This window comes from Ruegeria sp. F12 (assembly GCF_056533885.1).
Genome location: NZ_JBQFOV010000004.1, coordinates 150697 through 172698, shown reverse-complemented (window position 1 = coordinate 172698; position 22002 = coordinate 150697). Strand labels below are relative to the sequence as shown.

The following is a 22002-nucleotide window of genomic DNA, read 5'->3' as shown; positions in this document are numbered from 1 at the left end:
TCGAATTGCCCAACTTCCGATGTAACGCAGGCCAGTTCAGGAGAGCCCCAATGATAGTCCGCCGACTCTATTACTTTCTAAGCTGTGTTTGCCTGCCGCTGACCCTGATCCTTGGGTTTGTCTGGTCTCCGATCCATTGGCTGTTGATCTTGCTGATCCCCTACGCAGTGATCGGTCTGTACGACATACTGACGACGAAGCACAATGTTCTGAACAATTACCCGGTGCTTGGGCATTTTCGCTATATGCTGGAGTTTGTCAGCCCCGAAATCCGCCAGTATTTCGTAGAAACGAACGAAAGTGGCCGCCCCTATAACCGAATTGTTCGCGGGTTGGTCTATTCCCGCGCGAAAGGTCAGGTGGACACGCAGGCTTTTGGGACGCAGTACGATATCAATTCCGTGGGTTATCACCGCACCAATCACTCACTCGCCCCCAAACATGTGGACGAAAGCGAAGAGCGCGTTTTGCTTGGCGGTCCGCAATGCTCCCAGCCTTACAATGCTTCGCGCCTGAACGTGTCGGCGATGAGCTTTGGCGCGCTTAGTGCAAATGCGATCAGGGCTCTGAACGGCGGTGCCAAGGATGGAGGATTTGCTCATAACACTGGCGAGGGCGGTTTGTCTCCGCATCATCTGGCCGAGGGTGGGGATATCATCTGGCAGATCGGAACCGGCTATTTTGGATGCCGCTCAGCGGATGGCGGGTTCGACAAGGACAAATTCGCCGAAAAGGCCAAAAAGGACGTTGTAAAGGCAATTGAGATCAAACTGTCGCAGGGGGCCAAGCCCTCGCATGGGGGGGTGTTGCCTGCCGCCAAGGTTGATGAGGAGATTGCTGAAATTCGTGGCGTTCCGGTGCACCAGGACGTCATTTCGCCCCCCACGCACTCCGCCTTTGAGGGTCCGACCGGATTGATGCAGTTCGTTCAGCATCTGCGTGAGATGTCGGGTGGTAAGCCGGTTGGCTTCAAGCTATGCATCGGTCGCCCGTCGGAATTCATGGCAATCTGCAAAGCGATGCTTGAGACAGGCATTCTGCCGGATTTCATCACTATTGACGGGTCCGAAGGGGGCACTGGCGCGGCTCCGGTCGAGTTCACCAACCGTCTGGGCATGCCTCTGAACGAGGCATTGATCTTTGTGAACAATTGCCTGCGTGGCGCAGGGTTGCGCGACAAGATCCGGGTGATTTGTTCGGGCAAAGTGGCCACCGGTTATGACATGATCGAGAAATTCGCGCTTGGTGCGGATATGTGTAACGCGGCAAGGGCGATGATGTTTGCCATTGGTTGTATTCAGGCGCTGCATTGCAACACCAACCGCTGCCCATCCGGCGTCGCCACGCAGGACCCGGTTCGTGGTCGCGCCGTGAACGTGCCGCAGAAACGACAGCGGGTTCATCGCTATCACGACGCCACGCTGGAAAGTTTCCGCGAAATTCTGGGGGCCATGGGCAAAGAGAAAGTGTCCGAACTTAACCCCTCGGATATCCGGCGTCGTACAGCGGATGAGCGAGAGCACTCTTACGCAGAACTGTACGATATCGTGGAAGAGGGCGCGTTCCTGGGCGATGCCGTCCCGGATGAGTTCGCAGCCGATTGGAAAATCGCCTCGGCCCAGCATTTCTGATTTTTTTTCACGCGCGCGCCAAGGATTGACCTTTTCCATCCGTCTTACTCATCGTGATGCGTATGGAAACATCGGATGAGGATCTGGCCCGGGCGGCGGCAAAAGGCGACGCGGACGCGTTCGCTTCTCTTTTGCGGCGCCACTATGACCGGATTTTCCGGCTGTGTTTCCGGCTGACCGGGCGGGCGGATCAGGCTGAGGACCTGACGCAGGATATCTGCGCGGCGCTTCCTTTGAAAGTCCAGGCCTTTCAGGCGCGGGCCAAGTTCACCACATGGCTTTATCGTGTGGTGGTCAATGCAGCCGAGGATGCGCGTCGCCGCGCCACTTCTCACAGTCGCGCCGCAGCAGGGTGGGGCGACGTCGAACAGATGCGCCGGGCCGAAGCGACCGAGGCCGCCGAGGCCGTGGATTGGTTGCAAAGGGCTATGCGCAGCCTGCCGCAGGATTTGCAGGAGACGCTTGCCCTGACCCTTGAGGAAGAGATGACCCACGCGCAGGCGGCTGAGGTTCTGGGCGTGTCTGAAGGGACGGTCTCGTGGCGTATGTCGGACATCCGAAAGCGCTTGCGGGCCATGCGGCAAGAGGAATTGGACCAATGACCGACGATCTTGACCATCTCAAATCGCTGATGGATGCGGCAACACCCGCCCCCGACAGCGCACGCCGGGCGAATAATCTGGACCGGGCACGAAAATCTTTTGCGCGTGCCCAAGGATCTCGCGTCGGCGCACGTCCCACTGTCAAGCGTGGCCCAGTAGCCCGCCTGACAGAAGGAGCGATTTTCATGCTGAATTCCCTGACTTCCCGTGGTGTTTTGACCGCTACAACAGCCCTTGGGGCTATCGCATTGGTGCTTATTGTCCCGCAGATGCAAACTGGCCCGCTGCGCGTGACGGAGCAGATCGAAAGCCGGGTTGTTGAACCGGCACCCATCCCTCAGCCGTTGCCACAAGCCGAGGAAAAATTTGCCGACGCTATCGCCGCTGCCCCGCAGGCGCTGAGCAAGCGCGCGGAAGGTGCAAACAGCGAGCCGACGGTTCGCCTCGGTCGAGATAATGTCGCCGAGGTTGCCCGGATCGCCCCGGCGGCACCCGACGTCGTAGTTGCATCAACTCCGAACGCAGAAGCCTTCGCAAACGCCGATAGCAATCCACTGAAAGTCACGGCCGAGGACCCAGTTTCCACCTTCTCGATCGACGTCGACACGGCATCCTATGCGATTGTCCGGTCCTCATTGTTGAATGGACAGATGCCACCAAAAGACGCAGTGCGGGTGGAAGAGATGGTGAATTACTTCCCCTACGCCTATCCGGCGCCCGATGGTGAGGCTCCGTTTCGTCCGACGATCACGGTCAGCCCGACGCCTTGGAACGCGGGAACGCAGCTTGTGCATATCGGTATTCAGGGCGCGCTGCCCCAGATTGCCGAACGTCCGCCGCTGAACCTTGTGTTTTTGATCGACAGTTCAGGCTCGATGCAGGATGCAAACAAGCTGCCGCTGCTTAAACAGTCTTTCCGGCTGTTGCTGTCGGAACTTGGGCCTGAAGATCAGGTCTCAATCGTGACCTATGCGGGCAATACAGGGCAGGTGCTGGAACCGACCCGGGCCACCGAGCGGAGTAAGATTTTGGCGGCGCTAGATAAGCTCGAGGCTGGAGGCGGAACCGCCGGACAAGCCGGGTTGCAACAGGCCTATCAGGTGGCCGAGGAGATTGCGTCGGATGGCGAGGTGACGCGGGTCATTCTGGCAACAGACGGTGATTTCAATGTGGGGCTGTCGGATCCGGAGGCTTTGAAGGACTTCATCGCTCGAAAACGCGACAGCGGAACTTATCTGAGCGTTTTGGGCTTTGGACGCGGCAATCTGGATGATGCCACGATGCAGGCTTTAGCGCAGAACGGGAACGGGCAGGCGGCCTATATCGACACGTTGGGCGAGGCGCGTAAAGTGCTGGTCGATCAATTGACCGGCATGCTGTTTCCGATTGCCAACGACGTCAAAATTCAGGTCGAGTTCAACCCCGCGCAAATCGCCGAATATCGCCTGATTGGCTATGAGACGCGGGCACTTCGGCGTCAGGACTTTGACAATGATGCAATCGATGCAGGCGATATCGGGGCAGGGCACAGTGTGACTGCGATTTACGAAGTCACACCTGTCGGCTCCGACGCGATCCGCAATGGTCCCTTGCGCTATGGCGCGTCTCAGGTGGTCGCGGATACGGACGAGGAGATCGGATATTTCAAATTGCGCTACAAGCAACCCGGATCGGATCGCAGCCAGTTGATCGAAAACCCTATTCGTTTCGACCAGGGCGTTTTGACGGACGATGTCGCGTTTTCCCACGCGATTGCGGGATACGCCCAGGCGCTGCGGGGCGGTGAATATCTGGGCAATTGGTCTTATCCGCAAGCCATCGATATGGCCACGGCGGCACGGGGGGACGATCCGTTTGGATACAGGGCCGAGGCAATCATGTTGATGCGCCTGGCCCAGTCCTTGGCCGATTAGAACGACCTTGGGTTATTGGTCGAGTGTGTGTGTATTCTTCGAACGCTCCACTCGACCGCGTCGCGCATGGTTTTGCCCAGGGCGATATCGAAAGCGTTGACCAGATCCGGGGTTTGTTCACTTTCGGCAATCACGGCTTCCTGAAACGAACCCGACGCTATGATCTTGTCTTCGAACTCGTCGATTATCTTGATGTTCATGCGCACTTCTATGCGAACGGTCGACTCGCCATCGGTGCCGCTGACGACTATGCCCTGAAACTCGCGCAGATCGGGGACGATGACATAATCTGCTCGAAGGCCAACAGTGGACCGTCCAACCGCGGCCACTTTGCCGCTGTTTTCATAGCTTTCAACCATTAGCGCCTGCACGATCAGGGGGGCTCGGTCGACCCACCGCGCGCGGGACAGGTACTGTACTTGCAGATGAGAAGGCTGGATCGCAATCTGATCCGTATTGACCGCCGCCGTTGCGGTCGGCTCTTCCACAACGATCTGTTTCTGCACGCGCGGCAGCGACGATGAAAACGTGCTTTTAGGCGTCAGCAGATACAGGTCGTTGGGCTTTGACGCCTGTTGCAACGTACCCAGCCCGGTGCATCCAGCCAGAACCACTGCCGCCAGAACGAAAGGAAGAAACCTGATCATTGGCGAAACTCCGATGCTTGAGTGCCCAGCAGGAACCGCGCTGGGTCACGTTCAACCTTATCGACCAGCCGATCCAGAGTGACCACCAAACGTTGGGATTGCTCGATGAACCGGGTGAATTGGGGCAGGCCAACGCGCATGAAATCCGAAATCTGACGGCGATTTTCCTGGACGATTCCGTCAATCGTTCCCAGCAGGTTCGAGGCCGATTCCGATGCGCTGAGGATATCCTCGGAAATCTCGTCCAGCCTGTCGGTGACGCTGGTGACAGTGGTTGCCACCTGATTGGCGGCGTTGCGGATGTCGGCCATGACAGCGCCCACGTCTTCGTTGATCACGCGATTGGCTGAATCAAAGGCGCTCTCGGCAGATGTCAGCGTGCCTTTTGCGGTGTCCATTGCACCGGTGATAGAGCCCAGTGTTTCGTTGGCATTCAGGAAGGTTTCCGTGGCAGTCGCAAGCGCCACGCTGCCTTCATCTGACAGGCCGGACAGATTTTCTGCCAGAGATGAGGCGCGGTCAATAAACGGCCTCAGATCCTGCTGGATAACCTGGTCTGCGGTCTCAAAAGTCGTCTTGGCGCTATCCAGCGCGGCGGCAGCGGATTCAGAGGCCGTCTTGACGCTATTCAGTGTATCGGTTCCGGTGGTCAGAGTGGTCTCGGCCGTATCGGCGAGCTGATCCAGGCGTTTGGAGAAGTCCGAAATCTCTCGGGCAGCGCCGCCCAGATCGGCCGAGAGGGATTCGAAATCTGACAGAGTCTTGTCCAGCCGCCCGGTGGCCGAGGCGACGTTGGCCAGAATATCGGACACGGCCTGCCGGTTTTTATCGTCTACAACCTCGTTGATGTCTTCAAGCAGGGTGATGGCTTTCTCCATCAACAAAGGCGCGCCTTCGAAGAGTGACTGAATGGCGCTGCGTTTGCTTTGGATCAGGCTGTTCTGCGGTAGGCGTTCTGCGGTTGACGATCCACCGGTCAGTTCCACGAAACTAACGCCGGTCACCCCAAGTGATTGCAATTGCGCAATAGTTTCGGATGTCACCGGGATTTCCGCGTCCACCTCAAGACGGACTCGTACTTTCGAAGGATCGTCCTCATCCAGCTCCAGCGAAATGACCTGTCCGACGGGCAACCCGTTATAGCTGACGCCACCGGCGGCGGAGAGGCCCGAGACATTGTCGAACAGCACCTCATAGTACGCGTATTGGCGCGAGATTTCGAATTTGGCGAGCCAAAGGAAGAACCCGAACGCACCAAGAATGCCCGCAAGCGTGAAGGCACCGATCAGGATATAATTTGCTCGGGTCTCCATTGCCTTTACCTGCCTAGCCCTTTTTCTTGTGCCGCGCGTGCCCTTGGGCCGGTGAAATATTCTTGCACCCAAGGATGATCGACTTTGGTCATTTCTTCAATCGGACCTTCAACCAGGACGCGTTTTTCTGCAAGTACGGCAATCCGGTCACAGATGGCATAAAGGCTGTCCAGATCATGAGTTACCATGAAAACGGTCAGCCCAAGCGCGTGTTGCAACTCGCCGATCAGATCGTCATAGGCGGCGGCCCCGATCGGGTCCAAACCGGCGGTGGGTTCGTCCAGAAAGACAATCTCGGGGTCCAGCGCCAGCGCACGTGCAAGGGCGGCGCGTTTACGCATCCCTCCGGACAATTCGGACGGAAACTTGCCGCAGCTAAATTGTGGCAGGCCGACAAGGCTGATCTTGAGGTTTCCTAATGCGCACATCAGACTTTCACTAAGGCCCGTGTGTTCGCGAAGCGGCGCCATGATGTTTTGCAACACGGTCAGAGAGGAAAACAGCGCGCCATCCTGAAACGCAACGCCCCAGCGCTGTTCAATCCGGCGGCGTTCCTGTTCGGGGCCGTTCACAACATCGACGCCCAAAACCTCGATACTGCCAGCGGCCGGTTTGTTTAGCCCGACGATCGTGCGCAGCAGAACGGATTTCCCGGTGCCTGATCCGCCAACGATGCCCAGAACTTCACCGCGCCAGACATCTAAATCCAGATTTTGATGCACGATCTGAGGGCCGAATTGGTTGGTCAGGTTGCGCACGCGGATAACAGCTTCGCGCTGTGTGTCCGTCTTTTGGCTGTGCTGCGGCAAAGTCCCGTCCATGTCAGACACCCATCACCGAAAAGAAGATGGAAAACAAGGCGTCCAACGCGATCACCATAAAAATGGATTGAACCACAGACGCCGTTGTACGCTGCCCAACGCTTTGGGCCGAGCCCTTGACCTGTAACGCCTGCCAGCAGGCAATCACCCCGATCACAAGCGCAAAGAAAGGGGCCTTGATCATGCCGATGGCAAATTGCCAGATGCCGGTGTTTTCTTTCAGACGCGTAGCGAACATGCCGGGGCTGACGCCCAGATCAATCCAGCTCATCAATCCGCCGCCGATCAGGGCCGCCATATTGGCAATGAAACCCAGAATGGGCAGCATGACCAGCAATGCCATGACGCGGGGTATGACCAGAACTTCGATCGGATCCAGGCCGAGGGTCCTCATCGCGTCAATCTCTTCTTGCACTTTCATCGACCCGATCGAGGCCGTAAAGGCCGAGCCAGAGCGGCCCGCCACGATGATGGCCGTGAGCAAAATGCCCAGTTCCCGAAGGACCGAGATCGAGATCAACTCGACCACGAAGATCTCGGCTCCAAATTGCTTCAGCTGGGTTGCGCCCTGAAACGCCAGAACCACCCCGATCAGAAAGCCCATCAGCGCGACTATTGGAATGGCGCGAAAGCCGGTTTCCTCCATTTGCGACACAAGCGCGGCACCGCGCAGTCGTCGAGGCATCATTAGGGTGCGCATCAACCGGTGCAGGGTCATCCCAAGGAATTCCAGCATCGACAGCGTGTCTTTCCACCCTCCTGCAGTCCGCTTGCCCAGACTTTCGATCCAATCTGCGAAACTGCGACTAGTGTCTTCTGATTCCGGATCCTCGGGGATGTTGCGTGTGACCGTCTCGATCAGGTCGGAATACGCGGGCAACGCCCCTTGAAACCGCACCTCGGCTCCGGCCAGTTTCGCCCTATGCGCAAGGTCGGCAACCACCCAAGCCCCACTGGTGTCCAGCGCCTGGATTCCAGACAGATCAATGATCAAATTGCTATCGTCAGGCTTATACGCAGCAAAGCTCTGTTCGACGCTACTGAGTGTCTGAGTCAGCAAGTCTCCGGACACCCGAAGGTAAACGCCGTCGGCGCTTGTTTCCGAATTCAGGCTAGGTCGCGTCATGGCTGTATGTGATGTAAAACAGTGTGGGGCTGCAATGTAATTTTTTGGGAAGAAGCAATTTTGTCCCTGCATCATGTCGTGAATGCGACAAGCCCCAAAGCCTGATTGCGCATGGTCTATACCTATTGCTCAATTCACCTGTTCAGGACAGTGTGGCCGCAGGTTAAATTCGGGTTTGAGAGAATTGACATGCCGCAGTCGGGGAATGTCCTTTTCATTGTTATTGATCAGCTTCGGGCAGATTGTCTGAGCGGCGTTCTGGCGGATTGTATCGAGCTGCCGAATCTCAGGGCGTTGATAGCTGATGCCGTCCGCTTTGACCGCCATTTTTCAGTCACCAATCCCTGCGGGCCGTCACGGGCATCTATCCTGACTGGGCAATATGCGATGAACCACCGGTCTGTGCGCAACGGAACGCCCCTGCGGCATGACACGCCCAGCATCGCATCGGAAATGCGAAAGGCGGGGTATCGCCCGATGTTGTTCGGCTATACCGATACTTCGGCGGACCCAAGGGCCTATGATGCGTCAGACCCGATCCTCAAATCTTATGAGCATCCGATGCCTGGTTTTGATGAAGTGCTGGAGATGCGGTTGGAGGAGTCCTATCCTTGGCGCGCCCATCTGATGCAAAAGGGCTATGCGTTTCAGGACTATTGGGATCTTCACAAGCCAACCGCACCCGACGGTGGCGCGCCAAGGCTGAACGATCCCGCACTTTATCGGGCCGAGGACAGCGACACAGCCTTTCTGACGGACAGCTTCCTGAACCATATGGCGCCGATGGCCGGTCAGGGCTGGTTTGCGCATTTGACCTATATCCGGCCGCATCCGCCGCTGGTGGCCCCGTCGCCCTATAACGACATGTATGATCCCGCCGCGTTGCCTTTGCCGATCCGGCACGCAGACGAGGCGCAAGATAGCGCCATGCACCCGTTCTTTGAGCCGACCATAGACCGCCATAGCGCAGGAGACGTTGTGTTGGGGTTCGATGAAGTCGAACCGAGTGATCAGAATATTCAGACATTGCGGTCCGTCTATCTGGGCCTGACCACAGAGGTCGATCACCATATTGGGCGAGTTATCCAGTTTTTGAAAGACAGTGGCCAGTATGAGCAGACGCTTATCGTAGTGACCGCAGACCATGGCGAGATGCTGGGCGATCATCATAGCTGGGGCAAAATGACGGTGTTTGACGCCGCCTATCGTACGCCACTGATCATTCGGGTGCCGGGCAATCAGGCACAGGCCGGTCAGGTTGTGACCGTTCCGACCGAGTCCATTGATATCGCGCCCACCATCCTCGACTGGGTTGGCCGGACGCCGCCCAATGCGATGGACGGACGATCATTGCTGCCCTTGCTGACGGGGGACGCGCCCGAAGATTGGCGCAGTTATACCTACAGCGAACTGGATTTCGGAGATCCGCAAGCAAAAACTCTATGGCAACAGCGGCTTGGAACCGGCCATAGCGACTCGAACCTGTCCATCTTGCGCGACGCGCGGTTTACTTTGGTCGAATTTGCCGCCGACCTGCCGCCCATTCTATTCGATCACCAACAGTCCGGTGAAATGCAAAACGTAGCCAACGACCCCGCATTTGCGATCGATCTGGCCCGTTTGGGGCGGCAGATGCTACGTCACCGGATGCGCAATACGGATCATACGCTGTCCTTGCATTCCATCACCTCGGATGGACCGAAGGTGCAAAAACGCTATTGAAACGCACTGGCGCGAATGTCGCGCCTGTGCCCTCTACACCTGTGAAAGATCCGGTGCTACGCATATGTCGGGGAGGACGGGTTTGGACTTAACTGACAAGAACATAAAGGCCATGACGACCGCAGGCCTAAACCTGATTGGTCAGGGGCTGTCGATCTATGACAGCCAGTTGCGGATGGTCGTCAGTAATCGTCCGTTTCAGGAAATGTTCGATTTGCCGGATCGCTTGGTCCAGCCCGGCGCGTTCTTTCATGACACGATCCGATATCTTGCCGAACTTGGCGAATATGGCGACGTAGCCGATGTCGATACAATCGTTGAACAGCGTGTCCAACAGGCACTTGCTTTCGAACCCCATTATATGGAACGCGTGCGGGCCAATGGGCAGGTGATCTCGGTCGAGGGGGCACCGCTTCCTAAAGGTGGCTGGGTCGCCGTTTATACCGACATAACCAACACCAAACAGGCTGAGGCCCTGTTGCGTGCCCGATCCGAGGAATTGTCCGAACAACTTCTGGACCGGGCCGAAGAATTGACAGCAACAAACCGGAAACTGGCTGCGACGATCTCGGCGCTAGAGGAAGCCAAGCGACAGTTGACCGAGATCGAAGCCCGTACCCGGATGACGACAGAAATGATGCCAGCCCATATCGCGCATCTGGATTCTGAGGGACGCTATGACTACTCGAACCGCCGTCTGAGCACCGTACTGCCCGGCCGGCCGTCCGATATACTTGGGATGCATATTTCGCAAGCGTTGGGATCGGCCACATATCTCCGGGTCGAAGCGCATTTGCAAAATGCCTATGGCGGAGAACCTTCGGTTTTTGAGTTTAACGAGGATCAGGATTCTCGTCGCATTCGGGTCTCGTTCACGCCAGATGGCGAAGGAGGCGTCTATGTCATGTCGGTGGACATAACCGAAGAAACGCAGGCCAGAGTCGCGCTGCAACAAACACGTCGTCGGGCGATGGCCGCGCAGATGACCAGCGGGCTGGCGCATGATTTCTCGAACCTGTTGACGATCATTCTGGGCATACAGTCGCGGTTGCAAAAGATGGATCTGCCCGAAAGCGCCCGAGAACTTGTGGCTGCTACGCAACAGACGGCGCGCCGGGGCGGCCAGCTTCTAAACCGGATCGCTGACATGACCGGCAGCAGAACTCCGCAGCCCAAGGCAACCGATATGCGAGGTTTATTAGAGGATTTGCGTATCCTTGCCTCACCCTCCCTGCCACGCGGCGTGGGTCTTTCGGTGGTGAATACTTTGCCCGATGAGGCGCTGATGCTGGATCCGGGCATGGTGCAGGACGCATTGTTGAACCTGGTTCTGAATGCGCGCGATGCCTGTGGCGGCTCGGGGCAGGTGACGATCAGCGCACATACGATCGGGACGATCTGGATCGAAATTGCGGTGTCCGATACAGGCCCCGGTTTCTCGCCCGAGGCGCTGGACAAGGCGCTGAACCCGTTCTTTACCACCAAGGGCGACAAAGGATCGGGCCTGGGGCTGCCAATGGTCTATGACACGGTGAAACTGGCAGGCGGCGATCTGAGCCTGCGCAACACGCCGTCCGGTGCATCCGTCGTTCTGCGGCTGCCCTATCGTCCCGCGCCGCCGGTGCAGGAAGGGTTGGTCTTGTTGGTCGAAGATAGCGATGCCTTGCGCCAGAACTTTCGCGATATGCTGATTGATCTGGGGTTCACTGTAATCGAAGCCACCTCTGCCGATGAAGCGCTGGCTTTGACCAGTGACCTGAACGACATCGCGTTGGTTTTGTCAGATATTCGGCTTGAAGGGGATGCAACCGGTTTGGACTTGCTGACACGGATGCGGTCACGTTTACCAACAATCCTGATGACATCCCTGCCATATTCCGACCCGTTGCACCGCGAAGCTCTGACGCGCGCCCCTGTTCTGCGCAAACCCTTTACGCGGGCACAACTTTCCGCCCTTCTCCGATCCGAGGTTGCTTGATGACACAGCCATTGGTCACCATCGTCGATGACGAACCTGAAATCCGCCGCATCCTGACCGATGCCCTGGAAGATGCCGGGTTCCGGACTCAAAGCTTCGCCCGAGCCCGCGAATTCGAGGCGTCGCTAAAACGCGCCACACCCGATGTCTGCCTTGTGGATCTGTCTCTGCCCGACACGGACGGCTTGGCGCTGGTGCACCGGTTGGCGTTGGAGCAAGGCGCGGCAGTCATCATCATTTCCGGCCGAGCGCAAGTTCAGGACCGCGTCACAGGGCTTGAATTGGGGGCCGATGACTATATCACCAAACCCTTTGATCCTGCCGAAGTTGTTGCGCGTATCCGCGCCCGATTGCGATCGCCGCGGGTACAGGCCGTGCAGTCGGATACGGCCCGCTTTAACGGCTGGTCGGCTTATTTCGATCGCTACATCCTTGAGAACGAGGATGGTGCGGAAACTTCGTTCAGCCATGCGGAAGGCGAAGTTCTACGACTATTTCTTGAAAGTCCTAAACGCTTGATCAGCCGCGCTCAGATGCAAGAGGCGCTGGGTGGGGGAGCCGGTGACAGTTTTGACAGGGCCATGGATGTACGCATATCTCGGCTGCGGACGAAGCTGGGTGAAGACCCTAAAAACCCTCGTCTGATCAAGACGATTTATGGCGCAGGATATATTTTTCTGGGGGATGTCGAGTGGGCCTGATCGGACGGTCTCATAGTCGTCGAGACCCCGCTGCCCAGTTTGTACATGAGATGCAGAGGCTTTCAGACGGGACTATTCGCGAAACGCTTGGTCTTTGACTTTGACGACGGGACGCAAAACGTAGTCCAGCACGGTTTTCTTGCCCGACAAAATATCCACTTCTGCGATCATGCCTGGGATGATTTCCACTTCTACACCGTTGGCATCCAAAATCGAGTGTTTGGTCTGAATTTCGACGACAAAAACCTCTTCGTCATTTCGCTCGGACCGGGTGATGGTGTTGGCTCCAATCCGCGTGATCTGGCCATCCAATGCACCATAACGGGCAAAGTCGTAGGCCGTAATCTTTACTTTGACCGGCTGCCCTGCGCGCAGAAAGGCGATATCTTCCGGTTTTACATAGGCTTCGACCAGCAAGCGATCGTCGAGAGGGATAATCTCGATCAACTCTTCTCCGCTTCTGGCCAGCCCTCCGATCGTAGTACGGTAGATCCGATTAACCACGCCGCGCATTGGGGATTTGACTTGGGCACGTTCGGCACGATCCTTAAGGGCCGGTAAAAGAGGTTGTAGGGTCGCAAGTTCTGCCGTGGTGATCGCCAAATCGGTCAATGCTGCGCTTCGAAACCGGCTTTGCGCTGCTAAAATCCGATCGTCAATTTCATCCAGCCCGGTTTTCAAGCGATGCGTGATCGCAACAGCCCGTGTAAGCCGCCCCTCCCATTCGGCCTCATTTCGTCGCAACGTCAGCAGTGTCGTCGCGGGTTCCATGCGCTGTTCGACCAATGGTGTCATGATGGCGCGTTCCTCTGCCAGGATTTGCAAGGTTTCGTCGGCAGTTACCTGATCAACCAAGCTTTCCTCGTATTCCCGGTGACGTTGTTGTCGTTGTCGCTCCAGGATCGCGATCTCAGATCTCAACTCGGATTGCCGGGCGTCAAATAGGGCCGCTTCCGATCTGACGACTTCCGGCGCGCCTTCGACCAGCCTTGGCGCAAATCGCAATTCGGTTTCGTTTATTTCCGCCTGCAACCGGTGGACTCTGGCCATCAAGCCAAAAGCCCTTTGTTGTTCCTGGTTGAGTTGGCTGTCTATTTGCGTGGTGTCGAACTCCATCAACAATGTGCCCTCATCCACGATTTGGCCTTCTTTGACGTGCAGCGATCGCAATACGCCGGATTCTGTGGCGTCGATGAGTTGAACATTGGCTGATGGAACGATGCGCCCGTCCACGCGTGTGACGTCGTCCAACTCAGTAAAATACGCCCAGAACCCTACTGTCAGCAGGCAAGCCAGAATTGCAAACAACAACACAGAACCGCGCCAAGGAGATTGCCCCCTTATTTCATTGGCCAATGATGCAAAGTCAGGATGCTGCGACATTCAGATGCCTCCCATTGGGGCGTGGCTGCCGTGTCAAAATCGATTTTGGCCCATCTGCGGCAACCTGTCCGTTTTCGATCACGATAATCCGGTCAACAAGCGCCAGAAGGCTGGTGCGATGGGTCACGATAATCATCGTGTCGCGTTTGGTAGCGCTATGCAGGCGCTTTATGACCTCAGCCTCGGTTTTCACATCCATCGCGCTCGTGGGTTCGTCCAGTAAAAGTACCGGAGGACGGCCAATCAAAGCCCGTGCCAAGGCAATGGCTTGGCGTTGCCCGCCGGACAATCCCTCGCCACGTTCGGCAAGAGGCTGGTCATAACCGCCAGGATGGTCGGCGATGAAATCTTCCACTCCGGCAACTTGCCCTGCGTCAATTAGGTCCTGATCTTGCGGCCTGATCGTGCCACTGGCAATGTTCTCACGGATCGTTCCCGAAAACAGCCATATGTCCTGAAGCACTGAACCAATGTTGCGCCGCAGGTCGCCTGGATCAATTTGTCGGATGTCTACACCATCTAGCATCACTGACCCTGCGCGGGGCTGGTAGAGACCCAGCAATAGCCGCGAGATAGTGCTTTTGCCCGACCCGATGGGGCCTAGAATTGCGACTTTTTCGCCAGCTTCAATTTCGAAGGACACATCGCTGAGGGTGTCACGGGTTTGACCAGGGTAAGAAAACGAGACGTTCTTAAATGCGATACGTCCTTCAATAGTGCCACGGGTGATCCATGTCCTCCCTTGGGGACGCTCGCTTTCTGCTTCCATCAGCGCGTTCAGATTGCGGTACGCGCTGCGCGCCTGATTTGCGCGTGTCAACGTTTGCGCGAGCTGCCCCAAAGGGGCGAGAGCCCGACCGGTCAACATGACCGAGGCGACAAGGGCACCCATACTGGTCGCCCCTTCGGTGATCAGAAAGACACCATAGAACACGATCAAGACCTGGGCTGCTTGCTGAGTGAACCCTGTCAGGTTCAGAGCCAATTGAGTAATAGCTCGACTTTTTACACTGTGTGATGCCTGCCGTTCGACCGCACCTTCCCAACGGCAACGCATCTGATTGGCAGCGGCCGTCGTTTTGATGGTTTCAAGTCCCGAAACCGTTTCGACCAAAACGGATTGTTTGGATTGCCCTCCGGAAAAGCTTTGTTCGGCCAACCGGGACAAAAACGGTTGCACGGCCAGCCCCGAAAGCAACACGATTGGCACTGCCATGGCTGGTATTATGGCAAGAGGGCCACCAACAAGGTGGATGGCGAATACGAACAAAGCGACAAAAGGCAGATCAACGACAGCAACCAAGGTTGCCGAGGTGAAAAACTCGCGCAGCGTTTCAAACTCGCGAACTGTGCTGGCCATAGCGCCCGTCGGTCCGGTTCTGGATTTCATCTGAATGTTGAGAAGGTGGTCGAAAATGCGTCGTCCCATCATCCTGTCCGATTTTTGACCTGCTCGGTCGATAAACCCGGCGCGCAACAGTTTCAGGAAGAAGTCGAATACCAGTGCTAGACCGACACCAAGGGTCAATGCGATCAACGATTCAGTTGCTTCATTGGGTAGCACTCGATCATAGACCACCATGATAAAGACAGATGTGGAAAGCCCGAGCAAATTTGCCACCGCAGCCGCAAGCGCAACTTGCGCGTAGGACCAGCGGTTTGAACCAATGGCCGACCAAAACCAATGACCGGTCTCGGGTCTGAATGTCCTGTTGTGATCTTCGTTGTGCACGCGCCGAAACAATATCGCGTAGCCAGTGTAGATCGTTGCCAACTTAGCCCCTTCGATCTCGGTTATTTCGTTTCCCATCTTTGGGTCAAAAATCAGGAGATCGCCGTTTTCCGAAAAACCGTGAAAGACGACGGCGTGTTGATCTGTCAGAAGTAAAATTGCGGGCGTAAAACTACTGTCCAAATCCCCGAGCGCCCAACGCCCATAACCGGCTTGCAACCCAGCATTCTGAGCCACCTCGAGCAGGTCGTGAATGGTCAGCCCACCGCCGTCTCCGGTTAGTGCGGCATTCAATGCAGCGCTTGTAAGTGGACGATCGAGATGAGCTGCAACATGCAAAAAACACGTTTCAAGCCCAGACGTTTTGGACGGCCCAATCAGAATTTGTTGTTGTGTCATTGTCTTGCCCCCTGGGTCACGACCTCAAGGCCGAGCAGGTCCAAAATGTCACCTGTCAAACTGAGCGCAGCATAGTTCGTCAAAAAGAAATTCTGATCTGCCAGGATCAGCCTTTCCTGAGCGTTTACATAGTCACGTTGGGCGTCGAGAATTTCGATGAGACTACGCCGACCTATGGTGAATTGCGCCCGCGCTGCCTCCACGCTGTCTTCGTTTGCCTTCGCGGCGATCTTGGCAGCTTGCAGTCGCTTGGCGCCGGCTTGCTGGTCAGAGCGAATAAAGTCAAGCTCGCGCCGGATATCTCGTATCAGCGTCTCGCGCGCGAATTCGGCTTCGCTTACTCTGGCTTCAGCGGCAGAAATCGAAGCGCGGCGCTGGCCGGTGCTATCCAGCTCATAGTTCACGGACAGGTCAATTCCGAAATCTGTATCATCGTCATCGTCGCGGTCTGCAAAGGCAGCCAATTCAACGCCCGGACGACGGCGTGCCAAAGCCGCTGTCAAATCTGCCTTAGCGGCCAATAAGGCCGCGTCTGCTCGTCTGACCTGAGGGCTGTTCACTACAATTTCCGTGTCTGTTCGCGTCAGCTTCGGCGCCTTTGCCGGCTTCGATAGATCCCCGGCCTGTTGACCGAAGATGTCGTGGAATTGCGCTTCGGCACGGTCGATTCTGGCGCGTGCATCTGCGAGGCGTGTCTGCGCATCCGCCATTCGAGATCGCGCCGCCATGACATCCGCCGTAGATCCGGCACCAAGTGAGGACCTTTCAGTGATCTGGTGCAGGATATCTTCGTGAACTTGGACGTTTCGAACTGAAATGTCGAAAATCTCACGACGGCTGAGAACCGAAACGTACGCTTCGATTGCTGCAATAGCTATTGCGGATCCTGTTTGCAGTTGGTCTCCCCTGCTTTCAAGGACGCGTGCTTTTGCTGCGATTAGCTCACTGGAGGCGACCCCGCCATCATAGACGAGTTGGGAAATACGAACGTACGGCGTGAAATTCGCAAGGTCGGAATCGGACCGTTGCGATCGAGCGCTGAGACCGAGATTTACGTGGGGAAGAAAAGCTCCACGTGCCGCTTCTTCGGTTGCGGTAGCTCTTTTATAGCGGCTTTCACTTTCCGCAAGGCTCGGGTTGTTCTCGACCGCCTGCTTAACGCGTTGCCCAAAAGACGTTCGAAGCAGGGTCAGTGAAGGAGCAGTGGCCCCGCGACCGACTGCACCAGCGGAAAGAGACGAGTCGACATACGATAAATTCGGTCCGAAAGCGCAAGCGGTAAGCCAGCCTGAGAGGATGAAGTAAAGGACCAGTCTTCTAGGGGATAGCCGCATTTAATAACTACCGTTTTGTTGAATTTCGTTCCATTGGGCGAGGGCCATTGCGCCGAGGAAACCCGATAGATCTGAATTTTCGGTGTACGAGGTTTGGACTTGACAAGTTGTCAGATTTCGCTCGGCGCTTGCCAGCCAAGCGCAATGAGACAACGACACTTGATGGGCGTGAACCAGCCGCAGCGTTCCATCATTGATCAGCGCCAGTTTGTCTTTGTCGGTCAGGGCTGCCAGCTTTCCAGAATCTACGATAAGAATACCTTCGGGAAATTCGACTCCTTCGTGCATTCCGGCGGATTGCAGCAAGTCAAACGTATCCAATTTTTTGCAAATCGCTGCGGTTTTCTGTTCGTTTTGAGCCCGCATTTTTAAGAAGCCAAAGACCTGGCGCAGTTCAGGCGTTAGATCACCGCTGGCATTGAAGAAGGGTTCTCCTTCCTGACCTACAAACCCCAGTGACTCGTCGACCAAAAGCCCCTCTGCGTTCAAGTCCTGCTTGGCTGGATCTTGACTGGTGCGCCAGCGAAAAGGAGGACAGCGCAAATCGGATGGAACATAGCCTGCCAACCATCGCCCATCATCTGAGACGAAAGGGGTGCGGGCGCCGCTTAGACTCAGCAAAGCAAAGGGGTGAATTTCAGTGCCCGCGCGCCGAAACACGATCGGAAAAGCCGCCGCAACCTGACGAATCTCTTTCTCGACGATCGGACATTCCGTGAGGTTTTGCGCAAAGCGAAAAGAGGTAAAACGTTTCCAGTATTTTCCTTGGTACCTCGAAAACGTCAGTGGAAACTGACCGTTCTGTGCCATATTCACCTCATGCGGATATAAGACACCGCCGATTTTCAAATTCGGCGGTGTCGTTGGATCAGGCGGATGCGCCAGTTGGGTCGGTGTGCAGGATATTGTCGGGGGACAAACCGCTTAGGTCGTCCAGCCCTGTGAATTCTGCAACTGTTTCAACCGATGCTGCATTTGGTGCGCTGTATTCGACATGGACCAACACGCTGTCATCGCCATCTGTCGCCATGACATAGATTTCGTCACCCGCTTGCAGATCGCTCAAACTCTCGACAGCGTTTTCAATTGTGCCTGCGCTCAAATCTACCAAAACGGTCGTAAGACCCACGAAACCAGTATTTGTGCCAACGGCGTCTCCCAGTTCCAGGGTTTCGAAATTAGTTCCGTCTCCCCGCAGTGTGGTACTGTCGAACCCATTGAACATAATCGCATCTGTGACCTCAGCCTTTGCGCCGAGCGTAAAGCCCGTAATGGTGTCCACGCCGTTGGCTGCTGGCGTAGCTTCGAAGACCACGACATCCCGCCCTGCGTTCGATACGTCTATGGTGTCGTTTCCTCCGAAACCTTGCAGGAAATTGTCGACGGCGTTTGCGGTGAGCGTATCGTCTCCTCCACTGCCCAATTGGTAGACCGAAGGACCACCGTCGGGCGTGTCTATGGTCAGAATGATTGGTTTGGAAGGATCAACGACAGCCGCGGTAAATGTCACAACGGGTTGTGACAGGTCCGAATAGGTCGTTGCGACACCCGCGATGTTGACAGCTGATGCTCCGACTGGATTGGTCAGGAAAAGCCCGAAATCACTGTTCTCGGAAATGGAGGTAGGGTTGATTGTGACAACGGCCGGATCAAATCCGATTTCTGCTGTGACGGCCAACCCGCCCGAGATATCGCGTTTCGGGTCGGCGTGAATTTGGAATATCACTGAAGAACCATCGTTGCTGACTTCCGAGATTGTGTATGCGGCGGGTAAATACGCGGTTGTTGTATCCGTTGTAGGTGCGGGATCCGGCCCACCCGTAACTGTTGCCTGAACTTGAAAAGTGAGGTCGTCACCAGCGTTTAGACCAGCAAAGTCGCTTGAAGAGACCGGCAAAGACCATGTCCCGTCTGCGCCAACCGAGGCTGTCCCCACAGGTGTTCCGTTCAGGGTTACACTAACAGTCTGTCCTGCTGTAAGACCTATCGAACTTCCAGAGACTGTGAGTCCCGTACTCTGCGCGTCTGCGAGCAAGACCGCTCCGTTGGTACCCGTGGAATTCAAGGATAGTATCGGGCGGAAATCCGTCGTTATCGCTGCCGTCGCCGGTGTCGCCGGATTGCCTGCCAAATCAGCGACATTTGCGCTTATGGTGAAGGCTGTTGTGTCTGCCAGGCTGCCGAGATCTCCAGAAGGGATGGTCGCGCTCCAACTTCCCGAAGCAACCGTGGCGACATAGTCCTGACCGTTCAGAGAGACCGTAACAGTTTGCCCATCCTCAGCGGTCGTGGTGCCGGATACCGTCAGGTCCGAGCCCCTTTCCGCGATGTCCAGCGTAGATCCGACAGCTAATGGGTCAATCGCTATGACAGGCGCTGAAAAATCGGTATCGAAAGTGCTGATGTCGGATGCGGTATTGCCTGCCGTGTCGGAAACAGAGGCGGATACGGTGTAGGATTCCGTGTCTTGTAATTCAGTCAGGTCAGAAGGTGGCGCGGTAAACGACCAGCTTCCCGAATTCACAGTGGCGGTCCCTGCGACGTCTACGGTGCCATCCCCCCGGACAATTTGGACGGAAACGACAGCTCCGTCGCCCGCATCGGAGGTGCCGGAAACCACGAGGTTGGTACTAAGTTCTGCGAAGTTCAGAACAGGCCCGTCCGAAAGTGAAGTCACGTTGATTGAGGGTGCGGAAAAGTCGGTGTCAAAGCTGCTTGTGGCTCGTACAGCTGGGTTTCCGGCCTCGTCGGAAACATCAGCGGTGACGGCGATGGTTGCGCCGTCCGCTAGGGCGGCTACGTCACTCGCAGAAGCAGTTGCTGTCCATGCGCCGCCAGATACCGTAGCGGTGTAGGATTGGCCTCCGAGATTGACGGTGACCGTTTGCCCGTCTTCGGCGTTGGTGGTGCCAGTGATTGTCAGATCCGTACCCCTCTCCGATGCATTCATGACAGCGCCAGCCGAAAAACTGTCGATGCTAAGGGTCGGCGCGGTGACGTCCTTGACGATGGCCGTGCTGGCTTGCGGTGCTATCAATCCATCCGTGTCAGACACATCTGCTGTGATGGAAAATGTTCCGCCATCGGTCAATGCGCCGAGATCGGATGCAGGGATAGTAACGTTCCATACTCCACTTGTGACCGTACCTGTATAGGTCTGGCCGTCCAGTGTGACGGTTACGGTTTGACCATCCTGAACATTTGCCGTCGTCCCGGAAATTGTCAGGTCTGATGTCACTTCCGCCGTGTTCAGTGCGTCGCCAACGGGGAGGGTTGCGATCGAGATCGATGGCCCGGTCAAGTCGACCGGAATAGATGCGTTGACCAAGGTAGAAATGTTGCCAGCCGCGTCTGCTACTGAAACGCCAATTGCGACAGGTGTGCCGGTCGACAGTCCGCTTAGGTCCGCGGCGGGGATTGTGACAGTCCAGTTTCCTCCGGATGCGGTGCCCGTGTAGACCTGCCCATTGAAGTCAAGCGAGACTATTTCGCCATCGGCAGCCGTGGTCGTCCCGGTAATATTAAGGTCACTCCCTACGTCAATCAGGTCGATGGATCCGCCAGCTACCGGATTGAGGGTCAACGTGGGCGCGGTGAAATCCGTTTCAAAGCTGCCTGTTGCCTGTGGCGCAGGGTTGCCCGCAGCGTCTGTCACATCTGCTGTTACCGAAATAGTTGTTCCATCTGGCAAAGCTAACAGGTCTGCCGCTGGTATTGTCGCTGTCCATTGGCCTGCGTTCACCGTGGCTGAATAGACTTGTCCGTTGACGGACACCGTGATGGTTTGCCCGTTTTCAGCGTCCGAAGTTCCGGATACGGTAAGGTCGTTTCCTTGCTCAATGGCGTTCACAACCGCGCCGTGCGAGAAATCGGTTATTGCCAGCGTCGGAGCAATTGTATCGACATTGAAGGTCACGTTTTCGACCGCCAGTTCGTTCCCGTCGCCGTCAAGATGACGGATCGTAACGGTGTTGACACCTTGGGGAAGGTTTGCCGCTTGGTCGGGTGTCAGTGCAACGTTCCAGCTTCCGTCTGGTTCGGGCACCACCGACACGGAAACGGATCCGATCGACACTTCGATATCTGTTGTCCCATCGGGCGTGACCGAATTTAGTGCGGTGCTGCTCAGCGCGTTGGATTGGGCTCCTGCCAAATTCAGGTGGGGATATGTTGGTGCCGGAGCGGGATCATCGCCCCCGCCTCCGCCCCCGCCGCCTGCAGCAGCGGCCGCCCCGGCCAAACCAAGTCCACCTAGTGCGGCAGCGCCAACCCCACTGATGCCACTTGCGGCAGCCGCGCCGCCCGCTTCTGCGGCCAGGCTGAACTGCGCAATCTCAGCCACGATATCTTCCGCGATCATGATTGCACCACTATCGAGAATCTGGATGTTCTCTGACGCCACGATCATCGATTTCCCGTTCGCCAATTTAACCAGGACATCGCCATCTTTCAGCAGTTTGACCGATCTGACACCTGGGATGGTTTCGGCGAATTGAAAGGCGTAAAGCTCTTCGATCGTGGCTTGCCCCAGAGCAGGCAGCGCCATCAGCGTTGAGCCCAACCCACCTGCAAGACCCCGACCTGCCCAGCGGCGCATTTTGTCATCAAGCCAACGACGAATCTGCGCTTTGTCCTCGACCCCGGTCACGGGGTTGTTCGCGTGGCGATTGGAATCGTGGTCTTTGGTCATCTTACCCTCA

Annotated in this window: 16 protein-coding genes; 6 read left to right on the top strand and 10 right to left on the bottom strand. The window is 56.4% G+C overall.

The features are described from left to right. Positions 1 to 50: 50 nt before the first annotated feature. The 3 genes from ACR0CA_RS07480 to ACR0CA_RS07470 all read left to right on the top strand — a co-directional run bounded on the left by ACR0CA_RS07480 (position 51) and on the right by ACR0CA_RS07470 (position 4146). A complete protein-coding gene (locus tag ACR0CA_RS07480) occupies positions 51 to 1631 on the top strand; it encodes an FMN-binding glutamate synthase family protein (RefSeq protein ID WP_170789938.1) in 1581 nt (526 codons plus the stop codon). 62 nt (positions 1632 to 1693) lie between these two features. After that, positions 1694 to 2233 (top strand): RNA polymerase sigma factor, encoded by a 540-nt coding sequence (locus tag ACR0CA_RS07475; protein WP_170773347.1) that lies wholly within the window; start codon positions 1694 to 1696, stop codon positions 2231 to 2233. Then, positions 2230 to 4146, top strand: coding sequence for a vWA domain-containing protein (locus ACR0CA_RS07470; RefSeq protein ID WP_480898034.1), 1917 nt, complete (start codon positions 2230 to 2232; stop codon positions 4144 to 4146). Before ACR0CA_RS07475 ends, ACR0CA_RS07470 begins: the two co-directional genes overlap by 4 nt. Here the strand turns inward: ACR0CA_RS07470 and ACR0CA_RS07465 are convergent. The 5 genes from ACR0CA_RS07465 to ACR0CA_RS07445 form a co-directional block, all read right to left on the bottom strand. Beyond that, a complete protein-coding gene (locus tag ACR0CA_RS07465; protein ID WP_170785788.1) occupies positions 4143 to 4793 on the bottom strand; it encodes an ABC-type transport auxiliary lipoprotein family protein in 651 nt (216 codons plus the stop codon). The two genes, ACR0CA_RS07470 and ACR0CA_RS07465, sit on opposite strands and share 4 nt — an antisense overlap. Continuing rightward, positions 4790 to 6106, bottom strand: coding sequence for an MlaD family protein (locus tag ACR0CA_RS07460; RefSeq protein WP_480898031.1), 1317 nt, complete (start codon positions 6104 to 6106; stop codon positions 4790 to 4792). Before ACR0CA_RS07460 ends, ACR0CA_RS07465 begins: the two co-directional genes overlap by 4 nt. 5 nt (positions 6107 to 6111) lie before the next feature. Beyond that, entirely contained in the window at positions 6112 to 6927 is an 816-nt protein-coding gene (locus tag ACR0CA_RS07455; RefSeq protein ID WP_170773353.1) for an ABC transporter ATP-binding protein, read from the bottom strand. A gap of 1 nt (position 6928) precedes the next feature. Then, positions 6929 to 8053, bottom strand: coding sequence for an ABC transporter permease (locus ACR0CA_RS07450; RefSeq protein WP_170785795.1), 1125 nt, complete (start codon positions 8051 to 8053; stop codon positions 6929 to 6931). A 129-nt stretch (positions 8054 to 8182) separates the two neighbouring features. Beyond that, positions 8183 to 8380, bottom strand: coding sequence for a hypothetical protein (locus tag ACR0CA_RS07445; RefSeq protein ID WP_480898274.1), 198 nt, complete (start codon positions 8378 to 8380; stop codon positions 8183 to 8185). On the opposite strand from ACR0CA_RS07445, the gene ACR0CA_RS07440 reads away from it, so the two are divergent. The 3 genes from ACR0CA_RS07440 (at position 8300) to ACR0CA_RS07430 (ending at position 12454) form a co-directional block, all read left to right on the top strand. Further along, positions 8300 to 9775 (top strand): sulfatase-like hydrolase/transferase, encoded by a 1476-nt coding sequence (locus ACR0CA_RS07440; protein WP_480898266.1) that lies wholly within the window; start codon positions 8300 to 8302, stop codon positions 9773 to 9775. The genes ACR0CA_RS07445 and ACR0CA_RS07440 overlap by 81 nt on opposite strands. Positions 9776 to 9887: 112 nt before the next feature. Continuing rightward, a complete protein-coding gene (locus ACR0CA_RS07435; protein ID WP_480503722.1) occupies positions 9888 to 11753 on the top strand; it encodes a PAS-domain containing protein in 1866 nt (621 codons plus the stop codon). After that, positions 11753 to 12454, top strand: a complete 702-nt coding sequence (locus tag ACR0CA_RS07430; protein WP_170785802.1) for a response regulator transcription factor — start codon at positions 11753 to 11755, stop codon at positions 12452 to 12454. Before ACR0CA_RS07435 ends, ACR0CA_RS07430 begins: the two co-directional genes overlap by 1 nt. A gap of 72 nt (positions 12455 to 12526) precedes the next feature. Here ACR0CA_RS07430 and ACR0CA_RS07425 read toward each other — a convergent pair whose 3' ends face one another. From ACR0CA_RS07425 to ACR0CA_RS07405, 5 genes are read right to left on the bottom strand one after another with little or no spacing between them, the layout of a single operon-like run. Then, positions 12527 to 13768 carry an HlyD family type I secretion periplasmic adaptor subunit gene (locus tag ACR0CA_RS07425; protein ID WP_480898024.1) on the bottom strand — a complete coding sequence of 414 codons (1242 nt, stop codon included), beginning with the start codon at positions 13766 to 13768 and terminating at the stop codon, positions 12527 to 12529. Positions 13769 to 13820: 52 nt separating this feature from the next. Beyond that, on the bottom strand, positions 13821 to 15968 hold the full coding sequence (locus tag ACR0CA_RS07420; RefSeq protein WP_480898022.1) for a type I secretion system permease/ATPase: 2148 nt from the start codon (positions 15966 to 15968) through the stop codon (positions 13821 to 13823). Then, positions 15965 to 17302, bottom strand: coding sequence for a TolC family protein (locus ACR0CA_RS07415; RefSeq protein WP_480898020.1), 1338 nt, complete (start codon positions 17300 to 17302; stop codon positions 15965 to 15967). Before ACR0CA_RS07415 ends, ACR0CA_RS07420 begins: the two co-directional genes overlap by 4 nt. Next, positions 17303 to 18112 carry a SapC family protein gene (locus ACR0CA_RS07410; protein WP_480898018.1) on the bottom strand — a complete coding sequence of 270 codons (810 nt, stop codon included), beginning with the start codon at positions 18110 to 18112 and terminating at the stop codon, positions 17303 to 17305. Positions 18113 to 18170: 58 nt separating this feature from the next. Next, on the bottom strand, positions 18171 to 21992 hold the full coding sequence (locus tag ACR0CA_RS07405) for a beta strand repeat-containing protein (RefSeq protein WP_480898017.1): 3822 nt from the start codon (positions 21990 to 21992) through the stop codon (positions 18171 to 18173). Between the last annotated feature and the right edge of the window lie 10 nt (positions 21993 to 22002).